Source organism: Nocardia sp. NPDC058658 (genome assembly GCF_042716665.1).
GTDB lineage: Bacteria > Actinomycetota > Actinomycetes > Mycobacteriales > Mycobacteriaceae > Nocardia.
This window is the reverse complement of sequence record NZ_JBHXRR010000003.1, coordinates 43,040-57,699: the sequence shown is the minus strand read 5'-3', so window position 1 is coordinate 57,699 and position 14,660 is coordinate 43,040. Positions and strand designations below refer to the sequence as shown.

The 14,660-nt window shown below is 66.8% G+C and carries 16 protein-coding genes; 2 read left to right on the top strand and 14 right to left on the bottom strand.

Annotated features, from left to right (window positions below):
* Window positions 1–151: 151 nt before the first annotated feature.
* The 3 genes from ACFWUP_RS07600 to ACFWUP_RS07590 form a co-directional block, all read right to left on the bottom strand.
* Window positions 152–2,428: a polyribonucleotide nucleotidyltransferase gene (locus ACFWUP_RS07600; protein WP_379231839.1), complete on the bottom strand. Its 2,277-nt coding sequence runs from the start codon at window positions 2,426–2,428 to the stop codon at window positions 152–154.
* A gap of 498 nt (window positions 2,429–2,926) precedes the next feature.
* A complete protein-coding gene (gene rpsO, locus ACFWUP_RS07595; protein WP_379231837.1) occupies window positions 2,927–3,196 on the bottom strand; it encodes a 30S ribosomal protein S15 in 270 nt (89 codons plus the stop codon).
* A gap of 124 nt (window positions 3,197–3,320) precedes the next feature.
* Window positions 3,321–4,289, bottom strand: coding sequence for a bifunctional riboflavin kinase/FAD synthetase (locus ACFWUP_RS07590; RefSeq protein WP_379231835.1), 969 nt, complete (start codon window positions 4,287–4,289; stop codon window positions 3,321–3,323).
* Between the two features lie 101 nt (window positions 4,290–4,390).
* On the opposite strand from ACFWUP_RS07590, the gene ACFWUP_RS07585 reads away from it, so the two are divergent.
* Window positions 4,391–5,152: a metal-dependent transcriptional regulator gene (locus ACFWUP_RS07585; RefSeq protein WP_379231833.1), complete on the top strand. Its 762-nt coding sequence runs from the start codon at window positions 4,391–4,393 to the stop codon at window positions 5,150–5,152.
* On the opposite strand, the gene ACFWUP_RS07580 is transcribed toward ACFWUP_RS07585, so the two are convergent.
* The 6 genes from ACFWUP_RS07580 to ACFWUP_RS07555 all read right to left on the bottom strand — a co-directional run bounded on the left by ACFWUP_RS07580 (window position 5,149) and on the right by ACFWUP_RS07555 (window position 9,652).
* Entirely contained in the window at window positions 5,149–5,988 is an 840-nt protein-coding gene (locus ACFWUP_RS07580; protein ID WP_379231831.1) for a hypothetical protein, read from the bottom strand. The genes ACFWUP_RS07585 and ACFWUP_RS07580 overlap by 4 nt on opposite strands.
* 186 nt (window positions 5,989–6,174) lie before the next feature.
* Window positions 6,175–6,387 carry an EF-hand domain-containing protein gene (locus ACFWUP_RS07575; RefSeq protein WP_379231829.1) on the bottom strand — a complete coding sequence of 71 codons (213 nt, stop codon included), beginning with the start codon at window positions 6,385–6,387 and terminating at the stop codon, window positions 6,175–6,177.
* Window positions 6,388–6,483: 96 nt separating this feature from the next.
* Entirely contained in the window at window positions 6,484–7,410 is a 927-nt protein-coding gene (gene truB / locus ACFWUP_RS07570; RefSeq protein ID WP_379231827.1) for a tRNA pseudouridine(55) synthase TruB, read from the bottom strand.
* Window positions 7,410–8,081 carry a 4'-phosphopantetheinyl transferase Npt gene (npt, locus tag ACFWUP_RS07565; protein WP_379231825.1) on the bottom strand — a complete coding sequence of 224 codons (672 nt, stop codon included), beginning with the start codon at window positions 8,079–8,081 and terminating at the stop codon, window positions 7,410–7,412. The genes truB and npt overlap by 1 nt, the downstream gene beginning before the upstream one ends.
* A 272-nt stretch (window positions 8,082–8,353) precedes the next feature.
* Window positions 8,354–9,310, bottom strand: a complete 957-nt coding sequence (locus ACFWUP_RS07560; RefSeq protein ID WP_379231823.1) for a metallophosphoesterase family protein — start codon at window positions 9,308–9,310, stop codon at window positions 8,354–8,356.
* Window positions 9,311–9,352: 42 nt separating this feature from the next.
* A complete protein-coding gene (locus ACFWUP_RS07555; protein ID WP_379231822.1) occupies window positions 9,353–9,652 on the bottom strand; it encodes an ArsR/SmtB family transcription factor in 300 nt (99 codons plus the stop codon).
* 88 nt (window positions 9,653–9,740) lie between these two features.
* On the opposite strand from ACFWUP_RS07555, the gene ACFWUP_RS07550 reads away from it, so the two are divergent.
* Window positions 9,741–10,049 carry a putative quinol monooxygenase gene (locus ACFWUP_RS07550; protein WP_379231820.1) on the top strand — a complete coding sequence of 103 codons (309 nt, stop codon included), beginning with the start codon at window positions 9,741–9,743 and terminating at the stop codon, window positions 10,047–10,049.
* Window position 10,050: 1 nt separating this feature from the next.
* Here ACFWUP_RS07550 and ACFWUP_RS07545 read toward each other — a convergent pair whose 3' ends face one another.
* The 5 genes from ACFWUP_RS07545 to ACFWUP_RS07525 all read right to left on the bottom strand — a co-directional run bounded on the left by ACFWUP_RS07545 (window position 10,051) and on the right by ACFWUP_RS07525 (window position 14,632).
* Window positions 10,051–11,418 carry an MATE family efflux transporter gene (locus tag ACFWUP_RS07545; protein WP_379231818.1) on the bottom strand — a complete coding sequence of 456 codons (1,368 nt, stop codon included), beginning with the start codon at window positions 11,416–11,418 and terminating at the stop codon, window positions 10,051–10,053.
* 72 nt (window positions 11,419–11,490) lie between these two features.
* Window positions 11,491–12,597: a lipase family protein gene (locus tag ACFWUP_RS07540; RefSeq protein ID WP_379231816.1), complete on the bottom strand. Its 1,107-nt coding sequence runs from the start codon at window positions 12,595–12,597 to the stop codon at window positions 11,491–11,493.
* Between the two features lie 176 nt (window positions 12,598–12,773).
* Entirely contained in the window at window positions 12,774–13,772 is a 999-nt protein-coding gene (locus ACFWUP_RS07535; protein ID WP_379231814.1) for a bifunctional oligoribonuclease/PAP phosphatase NrnA, read from the bottom strand.
* Between the two features lie 101 nt (window positions 13,773–13,873).
* Window positions 13,874–14,320 (bottom strand): 30S ribosome-binding factor RbfA, encoded by a 447-nt coding sequence (rbfA, locus tag ACFWUP_RS07530; protein ID WP_379231812.1) that lies wholly within the window; start codon window positions 14,318–14,320, stop codon window positions 13,874–13,876.
* Window positions 14,321–14,338: 18 nt separating this feature from the next.
* Window positions 14,339–14,632: a DUF503 domain-containing protein gene (locus ACFWUP_RS07525; protein WP_378628258.1), complete on the bottom strand. Its 294-nt coding sequence runs from the start codon at window positions 14,630–14,632 to the stop codon at window positions 14,339–14,341.
* Between the last annotated feature and the right edge of the window lie 28 nt (window positions 14,633–14,660).

The following is a 14,660-nucleotide window of genomic DNA, read 5'->3' as shown; positions in this document are numbered from 1 at the left end:
GCCAGTAATCGCTGTGCCCGCCCACACTATGTGAAACAAGGTTGCATCAACGTTGCATCAACGTGACCCGGGTCACGACCGCATCAGGGACGACAAAACCCCCGCCGTTCGCACGGGCGGGGGTTTCGGCAGTCAGGTGGAACAGCGACGCTTACTCAGCGACGACGGTCTCCTCGACGGCAGCAGGCTCGGCGGCAGCGGCGGCCTCGTCCTCGACCGGGACGAGCGAGATCTTGCCGCGGTTGTCGATATCGGCGATCTCCACGCGCAGCTTGTCGCCGACGTTGACCACGTCTTCGACCTTGGCCACGCGCTTGCCGTTGCCCAGCTTGGAGATGTGCACCAGCCCGTCACGGCCCGGCAGGAGCGACACGAACGCGCCGAAGGCGGTGGTCTTGACGACCGTGCCCAGGAAACGCTCGCCGACCTTGGGCAGCTGCGGGTTGGCGATGGCGTTGATCATGTCGATCGCGGCCTGGGCGGACGGCCCATCGGTCGCACCGACGAAAACAGTGCCGTCATCTTCGATCGAGATGTTGGCGCCGGTTTCCTCGGTGATCTGGTTGATCATCTTGCCCTTGGGCCCGATGACCTCGCCGATCTTGTCGACCGGGATCTTGATGGCCGTCACGCGCGGGGCGTAGGGGCTCATCTCGTCGGGGTCGGTGATGGCCTCGGCCATCACGTCCAAGATGGTGGTGCGGGCGTCGTGCGCCTGGTTCAGCGCACCTGCGAGGACCTGCGAGGGGATACCGTCGAGCTTGGTGTCGAGCTGCAGGGCGGTGACGAAGTCACGGGTACCGGCAACCTTGAAGTCCATGTCGCCGAAGGCATCCTCGGCGCCGAGGATGTCGGTGAGCGCGACGTAGCGGACCTCTTCGACACCCTTGTCGTTGGTGATGGTGTCGGAAACCAGGCCCATAGCGATACCCGCGACCGGTGCCTTCAGCGGCACACCGGCGTTGAGCAGCGACAGCGTCGAGGCGCAGACCGAGCCCATCGAGGTCGAGCCGTTCGAGGACAGCGCCTCGGAGACCTGACGGATGGCGTACGGGAACTCCTCCTGCGAGGGCAGTACCGGCATCAGCGCACGCTCGGCGAGCGCGCCGTGGCCGATCTCGCGACGCTTCGGCGAACCGACGCGACCGGTCTCGCCGGTGGAGAACGGCGGGAAGTTGTAGTGGTGCATGTAGCGCTTGGAGGTCTCCGGGCCCAGCGAGTCGACCTGCTGTGCCATCTTCACCATGTCGAGGGTGGTGACGCCCATGATCTGAGTCTCGCCACGCTCGAAGATCGCCGAACCGTGGGCGCGCGGGATCACGTCGACCTCGGCGGACAGCTCGCGGATGTCGGCCAGGCCACGGCCGTCGATGCGGAAACCGTCGGTGAGGATGCGCTGGCGAACCAGCTTCTTGGTGACCGAGCGGAACGCGGCACCCAGTTCCTTCTCGCGACCGGTGAAGTCCTCACCCAGACGGGAGAGCACCTCGGCCTTGATCTCGTCGATCTTGGCTTCGCGGGCCTGCTTGTCGGCGATGCTCAGCGCCTGGTTCAGCTCGACCTTCGAGGTGCCCTCGACAGCCTCGAACACGTCGGGGCCGTACGGCGGGAACAGCGGGAATTCCTGCGTCGGCTTGGCAGCCAGCGCCGCCAGGTCGGCCTGCGCACGGACCAGACGCGCGATGAACGGCTTCGCGGCTTCCAGACCCTGGGCCACCACGGCCTCGGTCGGCGCCTGCGCACCGTCTTCGATCAGCGCGATGACCTTGTCGGTGGCTTCGGCCTCGACCATCATGATGGCGACATCGCCGGTCTCGGTGACGCGACCCGCGACGACCATGTCGAACACGGCGCCTTCGAGCTCCTCCACAGTCGGGAACGCGACCCACTGCTCACCGATGAGGGCGACGCGAACGCCACCGATCGGGCCGGAGAACGGGATGCCCGAGAGCTGAGTCGACGCCGAGGCCGCGTTGATGGCCACCACGTCGTACAGGTCGGCCGGGTTCAGGCTCAGCACGGTGACAACGACCTGGATCTCGTTGCGCAGACCGTCGATGAAGGTCGGGCGCAGCGGCCGGTCGATCAGGCGGCAGGTCAGGATCGCGTCGGTGGAGGGGCGACCCTCGCGACGGAAGAACGAGCCGGGGATGCGACCCGCGGCGTACATGCGCTCTTCGACGTCGACCGTCAGCGGGAAGAAGTCGAACTGATCCTTGGGGTACTTACCGGCGGTGGTCGCCGACAGCAGCATGGTCTCGTCGTCCAGGTAGGCGGCGACGGAGCCCGCGGCCTGCTTGGCCAGACGGCCGGTTTCGAAGCGGATGGTGCGGGTGCCGAAGCTACCGTTGTCGATCAGTGCGACCGACTCGAAAACACCGGGCTCGACCTCGACCGCAGTCGAAGGACGTTCAGTTGTCTGCGTCATATTTTCTTCTCTCGACCTCTCGTCTCGCCGGAGCGCAGCACCATGTGGGCGCGAACCGGCTTTTCGTCAGCCGTACCGGACACGGACACGTGGAAACCCTCCTGGCTGCCACGCGCAGCACCCGGCCTTTTCCCCTTGGAAGCGGCGACGCGGTGGCGGTCATCGATCGAAGCCCGACGGCGGTTTGAACTAACGCCTGCCGAAAGGCCACTACCGAAGACCGACGCCACGCGGACGGATGCACACGGCTGTCACATGTTGTAATGCAGCCGGGAACCCGATGGTCCCCGAATACACGAATAGCCAACGAGAAGAAGTGTACTTCTTCCCATTGGCTACTCGACGACCGCCTCCCGAAGGATGGCGTGTCACGCGAACTCGACCACGACGTTTTCGGCCGCCCCGGATCCGAGGGGCGAGACGTAACGCCGAAGGCGCAGTATCGCCCCTCGGATTCGGGGTTACAAGGCCGAAAACCCGCGGCGCCAGCCGCAAAAACTATCGACGCAGGCCGAGACGCTCGATGAGCGACCGGTAGCGGTTGATGTCGTTGGCCTGCAGGTACTTCGACAGGCGACGACGACGACCGATCAGGGCCAGCAGGCCGTGGCGGGTGTGGTGATCGTGCTTGTGCGTCTTGAGGTGCTCGGTCAGGTCCGAGATCCGCTTCGACAGCAGCGCGATCTGCGCCTCCGGGGAGCCGGTGTCGGTGGGGTGCAGGCCGTACTCGGCGAGAATCGCCGACTTCTGCTCAGTGGTCAGCGCCATGGCTGGACTCCTATTTTTCAGTTCCGCGCTCGAAGGTCCGGTTACCCGGGATGGGCGCCACCGCGGACCGCAGCAAACCCGAGGAGCCACTTTACTCCGCGCTACGCACGGAGTAAAAGCCGGGTCAGGAGTCGGCGGCCGTGAGGACCTTGCGCGCGGCCTCGACATCGCGGCCCATGGCCTCGACCAGCTCGTCGATGGACTCGAACTTGCGCATCCCGCGCAACTGTTCGACGAAATCGACGCCGACATGCTGGCCGTAAAGGTCGGCCTCACCGTCGAGCACGAACGCCTCGACCGTGCGCGAGCGACCCGAGAACGTGGGGTTGGTACCGACCGAGATCGCCGCCATCGCCCGCTCGCCCGGTTCGGTCGAACCGATCGCTGGACCGGACCCGAGCACGGTGAACCAGCCCGCGTACACCCCGTCAGCCGGAATCGCGGCATGCATCGGCGGCGCGACATTGGCGGTCGGGAAGCCGAGCCCGCGCCCGCGACCGTCGCCGTGTACGACGACACCCTCGACCCGGTGCGGGCGCCCGAGGGCCTCGGCCGCCGCGGCCATATCGCCGGCATCGACACAGGCGCGGATATAAGTGGAGGAGAAAGTGACGGCGTGTTCGCCGAGCAGGGTCACCCCGTCGACCTCGAAGCCGAACCGCTCGCCCAGCTCCCGCATCGTGTCGACGGTGCCCGCGGCCTTCTTGCCGAAGGTGAAATTGTCCCCGACCACGACCTCGGTGACATGCAGTCGTTCGACCAGTAGATCGTGCACGTACTCGCCCGGCGTGAGCTTCATGAACTCCTGGGTGAACGGCATCACGCAGAACACGTCGATCCCGAGCTCTTGCGCCAGCTCCGCGCGGCGGGTCAGCGTGGTCAGCTGTGCCGGATGCGAACCGGGTCGCACCACTTCCATCGGATGCGGATCGAAGGTCATCAGAACCGAGGGGACACCACGCTTTTCCGCCGCGGCCACCGCGCGGCTGATCAGCTGCGCGTGCCCCCGATGTACCCCGTCGAACACGCCGATCGTGAGAACGCAACGCCCCCAGTCCGCGGGCACGTCGTCGAGACTTCGCCATCTCTGCACAGAGCGAAGCCTACGCAAAGCGGTGCGCGAACAGAATTCCGGTGTGACCGGATCACCAGCGCGCGCCGTGCCGGTTCGCCGATGTGTCATTCGGTCCAGGGATGCCTAACATTGGTGATGTGCCAGCTAAACGAGATGTCGCGACCCGTAGCGCGCTGACGCAGCCCGCCGAGCAGGCAGAATTCAGCCCCGCGATCGCCCCCGAACTGTCGGCGGTGGCACAGGATTATCTGAAGGTCATCTGGACCGCCCAGGAGTGGTCGCAGGAAAAAGTGTCGACCAAGCTGCTCGCCGAGCGGATCGGCGTGTCGGCCTCGACGGTGTCGGAAGCCGTCCGCAAACTCACCGATCAGGGCCTGGTCGAGCACGCCCGCTACGGCGCGATCACCCTCACCGAACACGGCCGCCTCGCCGCAGTCGCGATGGTGCGCCGCCACCGCCTGATCGAGACCTTCCTGGTGAACGAACTCGGCTACGGCTGGGACGAGGTCCACGACGAAGCCGAAGTCCTCGAACACGCCGTCTCGGACCTGCTCATGACCCGCATCGACGCGAAACTCGGCCACCCCGACCGCGACCCCCACGGCGACCCCATCCCCTCCGTCGACGGCGCCGTCCCCACCCCACCCGCCCGCCAACTCAGCGACTTCGCCGCAGGCGAGTCCGGCCGGGTAGCCCGCATCTCCGACGCCGACCCCGCGATGCTGCGCTACTTCGACTCCGTCGGCATCGCCCTCGACACCTCCATCGCCGTCGAGGAACGCCGCGATTTCGCCGGCACCATCGCCGTCCGCATCGCCTCTGCCGATACTCCCACCGAACTGGGAACCCTCGCCGCCGAAGCCATTTGGCTGACGACCTAGCAGTTGTGGAAGTAGGAGCGCAGCTGTAGTGGCACCCCGTCGGTGAAGGCGGTCGTCCAGCAAGTCACGTGCGGAAAGAGGACGTAGGTGGTCCAAGCGCCCGAGACGCGTCGGATGATGCGCTGGTTGTCGCCGGGGCTGTCCCAACGCACGACAGCCCACTGCTCATCGCAGTCCGACACCGTCGCGGCGGGCGCCGGGTCGACGCCGAGGTCGGTTTCGATGGTGGATTCGGCGCAGGCCGACGCGGGTTGGGCGTCGTTGAACCGCAGTTTCCCGGTGACTGTGCTGCCCGGGGTGACCAAGAACAGCGAGTGCATGCCCTCAGGGACCGGGTTCGTCCCCGCTGGAGCGGTCATGCCGAAGTGGTAGCACCCGGTCGGGGCGGTGAACACCGCGCTGCCCTGGTCGTCGGTGACACCGTCGAGACGCAGCGCTTCGGTGGTCTCCGCGAGCGGGATGTCGTGGCTGCTGGGGTCGCAGGGCTGTCGCAGCGAAAGGCGCACCGGCACACCGGGAACGGGGATGCCGGACAGGGTCACGGTCCGCAGCACGATGGTGCCGGTCGCCGGTGCGGGCGGTTGCACGGTCGTCGGCGGGGCGGTTGGCACACCGGGATTCGGTGGTGCACCCACGGTGGGTGTGGACCCGCCGACGGTGGGAGCGGGTGCACCGGGTGCGTCGGCCGCAACCGCGGTGGTGGGCGGCACGGGTGTAGTGAGCGGAACCGTGGGGCGCGCTGCACTCGGCGCTTGCGGTTCACCGCCGCCACAGGCCGTCACCAGCAGTGCTATACCGGCGACGACGCCGATCCAGGTCTTCCCGATCGCGGTCATGCTCTACCCCTGTCGACGCGATACCTATGTGATTTCGCTATCGCCGGTGGTGATCAGGTCGTTAACCCCTGTCCACCACCCCTGACATCCGCCATGCCCGAGCAAGATCCGGCATAATCACGCACTTCGCCGCCCGCCGATCAGTTTTCTGATTATTCGACGTCGAATTGCACGATTACGCCGGTGTCAGCGCGACAGAAAGTCCAGCAGCACACGGAATTCGGCCGGCGAAAGGAACCCGTCGCCGTCCTGGTCAGCGGCCGCGAGCAGATCAGCGGCCGGCTCGTCGATACGGCCCGCACCCACATGCCGAATCAGCGCTTCCAGCTCGGTCACCGAAATCCGCCCGTCCCCGTCCCGATCCCACAGCGTGAACGTATCGACCGACTCTGCACTCATCTCACAAATCCCTCTCCCGCGACCATTATCCGGCCGGTTCCGCCACTCTACGGATTCCCCGAAGCCGGTGCGGCGCACAACAAGTCGACCAGGAGGTCAGTCGCCGATTCCGCGCGGACGCACCACGATGACCGAGCCCGCGCGTTTTCCGCTCTCCTGGAGCAGAGCGATGGCGCGGCCGCGTGGGTCGATGGCGGCGTAGACGCCCTTGATGCCGACGGGGTCGAGCCAACGGCCCGTGCGCAGGTCGGTGGCCTGGGATTCGTCGATGTCGCGTAGGGGGAACGCGGTTTTGACGGCGGTGTCGACGTCGAGACTGAGCAGTGGCTCGTCCGCTTCGGCAGCAGCGGCGAGTTGTTCGAGGGTGCGGGCGTGTTCGAGGGTGAAGGGGCCGACTCTGGTGCGGCGCAACGCAGTCAGGTGGCCGCCTACGCCGAGCGCGGCACCGAGATCACGGGCCAGGGCGCGAATGTAAGTGCCGGAAGTGCATTCGACCGCAACGTCGAGGTCCACGAACTCATCGACATCGCGTCGAGCCAGAATATCGAAGCACGACACCGTAACCGGACGGGCGGCCAACTGCACCTCTTCACCGGCGCGCGCGCGGGCGTAGGCACGTTCACCGTCGACCTTGATGGCACTCACTGTGGCGGGCACCTGCTCGATATCGCCGGTCAGCGCGGCGACACCGGCCGCGATCTGCTCGTCGGTGACGTGCAGCGCGGACGTCGTCGCGGTAATCTCCCCCTCGGCGTCGTCGGTGTTCGTCGCCTGTCCGAGCCGGATCGTCGCCGTGTAGGCCTTGGTGGTGAGCAGCAGCTGGCCGAGCAGTTTCGTGGCCCGCTCCACCCCGAGCACCAGCACACCGGTGGCCATCGGGTCGAGGGTGCCCGCGTGCCCGACCTTCTTGGTCTGCAAGATCTTTCGGCTGCGCGCCACCACATCGTGGCTGGTGAGCCCACTGTCCTTGTCGACGATCACCAGACCGCCGAGCTCGCCGACCCGCGACACTCGCGCCGCCATCAGCCGTGCGCGATCGCGGTCAGGATCAGCCCGTCGGCGATCAACCAGCTGCCGTCGAACTCCGTCAGCGCGGCACCGCCGTCGTTCGTCAGGCCCGGAACGAGCAGTTTCGTGTGGAAGGTTCCGGAGCCCGAATCCGATGTGCGGGAATCGATCTCGAACGTGATGTGGGCGTCCTCGAAACCGAGCCAGCGCATGGTCAGCGGGAACCAGGCCTTGTAGGTGGCCTCCTTGGCGCAGAACAGCAGACGATCCAGGTGCAGACCCTCGCCCGGCGTGGCGGACAGCCACTCGCGCTCTTCGGGCAGGCTCACCGAATCGAGCACGCCGTCGGGCAGCGGGCCGTGCGGTTCGGCGTCGATACCGACGGAACGGAACCGCAGCGAATGCGCCAGCGCGGCAGCACGGTAACCGTCGCAATGGGTGAGGCTGCCGACGATGCCGCGCGGGAACAGGGGCATACCGCGCTCACCCTTGTCGATCGCGACCGGCTGCTCACCGAGTTCCTCGAGGGCCAGGCGAGCACAGTGCCGGGCGCCGATGAAATCGCGGCGACGCTTCTCGACGGACTTGGCGATGAGGTGTTCTTCGGCGGGGTGCGCCGTCAAATCCTCGGGAAACACCAACAGCTCCGCCGAAGCCACACTCCGCGGCAAAATCCTCTCCAGCACGTGCTCGTCCGCCTCTCCGCGTATTCAGGCCAGACTCAGCTGCCGATTTGAGCAGCGTTGGCGTCTGGCGGGACCGGGGTGGGCGGGTTTGCTCGTGCCCGGTGAGTTACCGATGTGCTCGCCCGCCTCTCCGCGAATTTCGGCCAGACTCAAATGCTGATCAATGCAGCGTTGGCGTCTGACGGTTCGCGGGCAGCCAAGTTAGCTCGTGCCCGGTGAGATACCGATGTCCATACCAAATCAGGCGTAGAGACTTCGTGCAAATGCGCAGGTCATACGCCTCGGCGGCGTTCAGCCTTTGCGCGCATTTCCTCGGCTGCGGCTTCCATCTCCGGGGTGACCTCGAAGTGGCCGCCCCAGGCGTTGAGGTCGCCTGCGGCGTAGGTGGGTTCGGGGAGGATCTGGCGCAGGAGGGGGTCGGGCATGCCTCGGCGTTTCCATTCTCGGGGGTAGCCGAGGGAGACCTCTTCGAAACGGACGCCGTCGTAGTAGGTGGTGCGGGGGATGTGGAGGTGGCCGTAGACCGAGCAGACCACGTTGTAGCTGGTGTGCCAGTCGGCGGTCAGGTCGGTGCCGCACCAGAGCGAGAACTCCGGGTAGAACAGGATTTCCGTGGGCTGGCGGACCAACGGGAAGTGGTTGATCATCACCAGCGGGGTTTCCGGGGGCAGGGCGTCGAGGCGGCGCTGGGTGTACTGGACGCGGGCGTGGCACCAGGCGTCGCGGGTGAGGTACGGGTCGGGGGTGAGCAGGAACTCGTCGGTCGCGACGACATTGCGTTCGCGGGCCAGCGCCAGACCCTCCGCCTTGGTTTTCGTGCCCGCCGGACGCCACGAGTAGTCGTAGAGCAAGAACATCGGGGCGAGGGTGACCCGGCCGCCGTACTTCTCCGCACCCGAACCCGTCCACACCGGGAACGGATCCTCCGGGGTGACGACATCGAGGTCACGGCACATCGCCACCAGATAGTCGTAGCGCGCGGCCCCGTGCATCTGCACCGGATCCTTCGGTGTGGTCCACAGCTCGTGATTACCCGGCACCCAGATCACCTTGGCGAAGCGGCTGCGCAACAACTCCAGCGCCCACCGCACCTCTTCGGCCTTCTCCCCCACATCACCGGCGACGATCAGCCAGTCCTCCGGCGAGGCCGCCTGAATCTGCTCCACGACGGGCTTGTTCCCCTGATGCCCCACATGCACATCGCTGACCGCCCACAACTTCGGAATCACCTGTCCACAGTGACACACCCGCGCCCCGCGCCACCGACGGGTTCACCCCCGCGCGTCCATACCTTCGGCGACGAGCAGATCCAGCAGCCCAGGAAACCGTGCGTCGAGCTCGGCGCGACGCAAGACGACGGTGCTGCGATTGCCGTAATTCACCTGCCGGACCAGCCCCGCCTCGCGCAACACCCGGAAGTGGTGGGTCCGGGTCGCCTTCGTCACCGGCAGGTCGAACGACGAGCAGCTGCGATCCCCGTCTGCCGGATCCAGTGCGAGCAGCGTGATCACGCGGCGCCGCAGCGGATCGGCCAGTGCGCCGAGTACCGCGCCCAGCTCGAGTTCCTCCACCCACCACCTCCAATAGGTACGACTTGCACCATACCTAGCCACGGCCTAGCGTTCCTAGGTACGTAGAACATCGTACCTAAGGAGCATGATGCCCAGCACCTACGCACTGGTGGGGTTCGCCCACCCGAAACCCGAACGCCGCGACGAGCTGCGCGAACTGTTGCTCTCGTTCGTCGAGCCGACCCGCGCCGAGGAGGGCTGCCTCGAATACCACTTCCACGTCGACAGCGACGACCCGTCGGTCTTCGTCTTCTACGAGGTGTGGCGCAGCAAAGCCGACCTCGACCGCCACCTCGCACTCCCCCACATGCAGGCCTTCTGGAACTCCCGCCTGGACTACCTGACCCGCGACCTCGACATCCGCTGGATCGACATGCTCAGCCCCTACCCGCGCTGATTCACGCCGCCCCACTCGGTATTTCGGCGCCCACCCTGGCCCAGCGGCCCGACCTCGCCCGGGCGACCACCGCGACCAATCGCAGCAGCATGAAGGCGACAAGGCCGGTCCAGATTCCCGCGACGCCCCAGTCGAAGATCAGCGACAGCCAGATCAGGGGCAGGAACCCGACCAGTGCGGCGACAAGGGTGGTAGTGCGGAGGTAGGCGGCATCACCTGCGCCGAGCAGGACACCGTCGAGGGCGAAGACGGCGCCGGCCACCGGGATCATGGCCACGAAGAACCACCAGATGACGTGGGTGCGTTCGAGGACCTGGGCGTCGTCGGTGAACAGCAGCGGGATGACGCCGACGCCCGCGGCGAACACGGTGGCCAGGAGCAGGGCGAAGACCACCGACCACGCGGTGACGCGGCGCGCGACGGTTTCGGCGCCGTGGACATTGCTTGCGCCCAGAGCCGCACCGACCAGAGTCTGCGCGGCGATGGCGAGCGAGTCCAGCGTCAGGGCAAGGAAATTCCAGAGTTGCAGGACCACCTGATGGGCGGCGACGGACGCGGCGCCGAAGCGGGCGGCCACGGCGGCGGCGGAGACGAAGCAGATCTGGAAGGCCAGACTGCGGACGATGAGGTCGCGCCCGAGGACGAGTTGAGCACGCATCACCGAGAGTTGGGGACGTAGCGAAACCCGTTCGCGCAGCAGCGCATACGCGAAAAGGACACCCGAGACGGACTGGCCGAGGAGGTTCGCCACCGCGGAACCGGCCAGTTCCATGCGCGGCGCGCCGAGTAATCCGTACACCAGTACGGGGCACAGCGCCGCCGACAGTGCCAGTCCCACCACCACATACGTCAGCGGCCTGCGCACATCCTGCACCCCACGCAGCCAGCCGTTGCCCGCCATCGACAGCAGAATCAACGGCACCCCGAATATCGCGATCCGCACCCAGACCACCGCCTCCCCGGCGATCTCCCCACCACCGGACAGCACCGAACACAGAGGCACCGCGAACACCTGGACCACCGCGACGATCACCGCACCGACCGCCAACCCCACCCAGCTCGCCTGCACGCCTTCCTCGACGGCACCGTTGCGGTCGCCCGCACCGTGCCTGCGTGCCGCACGCGCTGTTGTGCCGTAGGACAGGAACGTGAGTTGCGTGCTCAACGTCCCGAGAATCACCGCACCCACCGCGAGCCCGGCCAGTGCCAGCGCACCCAACCGGCCCACCACCGCGATATCGAACAGCAGATACAACGGCTCGGCCACCAACACCCCCAGCGTGGGCACGGCGATCCCGAGAATGCGCCGAGGACCGACCGACCCGCCGGTCACCACGTCATCCGGCGATTTCGCAGACCCCACACCCACCACCCACCGTCCTACCGGAGCAACACTGCCGACCCCGCCGATGGTGGCACACCCCACCGACAACAAACGCCGTCAGGAACCGCCGAGCAGTGTGCCGAGGAACTCCAGAACCGCATCCCGGGAGACCTCTTCGATCTCACGGTGCCCCGCGGTGTGCAGGTCGAACTCGTAATCGGTTCCGGCCGCGCGCAATTGGGCGAGGTAGGCCATCGTCATGGGAATCGGCACCACCATGTCCGCAGCACCGTGCGTGATCAACAAAGGTTGGTCGAAGGTGGTCGGCGCGGCCATGTAGGCGCGCAGCGCATCGCCGATCTCGGAGACGGGCGCGGCGAGCATCGTGGCGAACGTGATTCCGGCGGCGAGTCGGTCGAAATCCTCGACACAACTGGACGAGATCGCGTCGACGAGCGCGCGGCCGGTGGGCGTGAGAATCCTGTTCACATCGACATCGGGACGAGTGAGCCGGAGCCCTGCCAGAATCCCCGCGAAGGGGCCGATCAGCTTGTCCTCCATCGGGAAATGCGGGGTCGCCGGGCCCATCTGCGCGAACAGTGTTTCGAAGTTGGATTCCGGTGCGAGCGCGGCGGTTCCGCGAAAATCCAGTTCCGGCGCGTACTGCTGCGCGATGCTGCCGGTGGCCAGCGCGGCATGTCCGCCCTGCGACGCCCCGGCCACGGCCCAGGTCGGCGCCAACGCGGGTTCGGCGGCACGGGCCGCGCGGACCAGATCAAGGGTCGAGGTCGCCTCAGTGCGCGTATGCAGGTATGGGTGCGGGAACGTCGAACCCGGCGTCAGACCCAGGTAATCGGGTGCGACCACGGCCCATCCTCGATCGAGCACCGCCTGCATGAACGCCTGCTCCTGGACACCACGAGACGTGGTGATGCCGCAGTGCCCGGCCAACCCCATGGTCGGGTGATCCCAGGCAACCACAGGGTAGCCACCGGCGGGAGCGGGCGAGTCGGGCAACAACAGCAATCCCGAAGCCGAAACCGCTTCGCCGACAGGGCCTTCCGTGCGGTACTCGATGATCGACGCACGCTTCCAGGTCCCCCAACCGGGTTCCTGCGCCACCCGCCCGAGCAACTCGCCCGACGAATTCGGCGCGGCCTGCGCGACCGATCCACCGAGCGCGACCAGCAACGCCGCCAACGCCATCCCGAGCACTCTCGACATCACATCGCCTCCATCAGTCAGCTTCGACCCTAGCCAACCCCGGCCCATCGCACGTGCTTCGGTTCGCCGTCGGTTCGATCGCACCACGCTGAGCGCACACCAATCGCGAAAACGGTCGAATTCTCGACCGTTGAACGAAGTTTTGTCCGCTCAGCGTGGTTACCCCGCCCCGCGAATCAACCCAGCGCGGTAATCAACGCGCGGACAACACCTTCCGGGTCCCCATAGGTGGTGTAGCCGGCGGCGAAGCGATGGCCGCCACCGCCGAACCCGCTGGCCACCGCCGCGACGTCGACGCCGTCGGTCAGGCCGGGTGCGGAGTCGCGGGAACGCAGGGAAACGGTCCAGCGGTCGTTCTGGCCGCGGGCTTCCTTGAAGACAGCGGCGATACCCGCCTCCGAAGTCGTACGGATGACGTCGATGACACTTTCGACCTCTTCGGGACCCACATCATGGGTGTCGGCGGCGCGGACCAGCGCGTACACGAGGCCGACGCCCGCGGCCTGCGGCACGACCACCGCCGTCGACAGCACCTTCGACAGCATCGGCAACCAGGCGTACGGGTGGGTGTCGAGCAGGACTCGGGTGATCTCGGTGCCGTCGATGCCGGTGGCGAGGAGACGCTCGGCCATGGCGTGACTTCCGGGGCGGGCCCAGCGGAACGAACCGGTGTCGGTGACCAGGCCCGCGAACAGGCAGTGCGCGATGGCGGCGTCGATCGGCACGCCCCAGGCGTCGAGGAGGCGGGTGACCAGTTCGGTGGTCGAGGCCGCGGATTCGTCGATCAGGTCGACGGTGCCGAAACCGTCGTTGGCGCGGTGGTGATCGATCACCAATGTCGTTGTCGCGCCGGGTAATCGGTCGGCGAGCGCACCGAGCCGACTGCGCGCACCGCAATCCACGACGATCAGCAGGTCGACCTCGTCGGGCACCTGCGCGGGCGGCACGACGAGCTCAACGCCCGGCAACGTGCGCAACGATGCGGGCAGCTCAGCGGGCTCGGCGAAGGACACGCACACCGGCACCTCGCGCCGATGCAGCGCCAAGGCCAGCGCCAGGCCGCTGCCGACGGTGTCGGCGTCGGGCTGCACGTGGCACAGGATGGTCACCGAACGCGCCGCCGCCAGTGCGGCGACGGCGGCGTCCAGTTCGGTCCCGTCGCGGACGCTGGTCATCTAGCGTCCACCGGTCCTCGGCCGGACAAGACGGTACCCACCGCGCAGTTCTGCGTGGTCACTCAAGCTACCGCCTCCGGGCGCCGACCGGGCATACCTGTCTACTCGTCCTCGTCGTCGCGATCGACCTTGTACGGATCCGCATCGCCCGCGTGCTTGGCGTTCGCGGCGACCTTGGCCACCTCGTCATCGATGGCCCGAGCCCTGGCCAGCAGCTCTTCCATCTCGCGGGCCACCTCGGGCACCTTGTCGAGGGTGAACGACAGGATCGGGGTGAACTTCACGCCGGTGCCCGCGCCGACCTTCGACCGCAATACGCCCTTGGCCGCGTCCAGCCCTGCGGCGGCTTCGGTGTAGTCGGGTTCGGCGTCGATGGTCTCGCCCATCACCGTGTAATACACGTTCGCCTCGCGCAGATCGCCGCTCACCTTGCAGTCGGTGACGGTGACGAACCGCAGTCGCGGATCTTTGATCTCGTATTCGATCGCGGTAGCCACGATCGCGGAAATCCGCTTGGCGAGTCGGCGTGCCCTGGCTTGATCCACCATGGGAATCCTCCTCTAGCTCTAGTCTTCGGGTCCGAAGATCCGGCGGCGTACTGCCAGCAACTCTATCTCCGGACGCGCGGCAACGTGCCGCTCACACTTGTCGAGCACCTCGTTCAGGTGTCCCGTCTCCGCACTGACCATGGCCACACCGAGCAATGCCCGGCGGTGTAGGTCCTGATCTCCGGCTTCCGCGGCATTCACGCCGAAGCGTTTTCCCAGCTCAGCGAGGATCGGCCGGATCACCGACCGCTTCTCCTTGAGCGAATGCACGTCACCGAGCAGTAGATCGAATTCGAGCGCACCAATGAACAGCGGTGCTCACCTCCTGTGAATTGTTCGG

Bases quoted from the DNA above. Each gene is read 5' to 3' on its own strand.
- truB (WP_379231827.1), bottom strand. From the start codon at position 7,410: ATGGCGGCGCGAGTGTCGCGGGTCGGCGAGCTCGGCGGTCTGGTGATC.
- ACFWUP_RS07585 (WP_379231833.1), top strand. From the start codon at position 4,391: ATGCCTAACATTGGTGATGTGCCAGCTAAACGAGATGTCGCGACCCGT.
- ACFWUP_RS07580 (WP_379231831.1), bottom strand. From the start codon at position 5,988: ATGACCGCGATCGGGAAGACCTGGATCGGCGTCGTCGCCGGTATAGCA.
- rbfA (WP_379231812.1), bottom strand. From the start codon at position 14,320: ATGGTGGATCAAGCCAGGGCACGCCGACTCGCCAAGCGGATTTCCGCG.
- ACFWUP_RS07535 (WP_379231814.1), bottom strand. From the start codon at position 13,772: ATGACCAGCGTCCGCGACGGGACCGAACTGGACGCCGCCGTCGCCGCA.
- ACFWUP_RS07540 (WP_379231816.1), bottom strand. From the start codon at position 12,597: ATGTCGAGAGTGCTCGGGATGGCGTTGGCGGCGTTGCTGGTCGCGCTC.
- ACFWUP_RS07600 (WP_379231839.1), bottom strand. From the start codon at position 2,428: ATGACGCAGACAACTGAACGTCCTTCGACTGCGGTCGAGGTCGAGCCC.
- rpsO (WP_379231837.1), bottom strand. From the start codon at position 3,196: ATGGCGCTGACCACTGAGCAGAAGTCGGCGATTCTCGCCGAGTACGGC.
- ACFWUP_RS07575 (WP_379231829.1), bottom strand. From the start codon at position 6,387: ATGAGTGCAGAGTCGGTCGATACGTTCACGCTGTGGGATCGGGACGGG.
- ACFWUP_RS07550 (WP_379231820.1), top strand. From the start codon at position 9,741: ATGCCCAGCACCTACGCACTGGTGGGGTTCGCCCACCCGAAACCCGAA.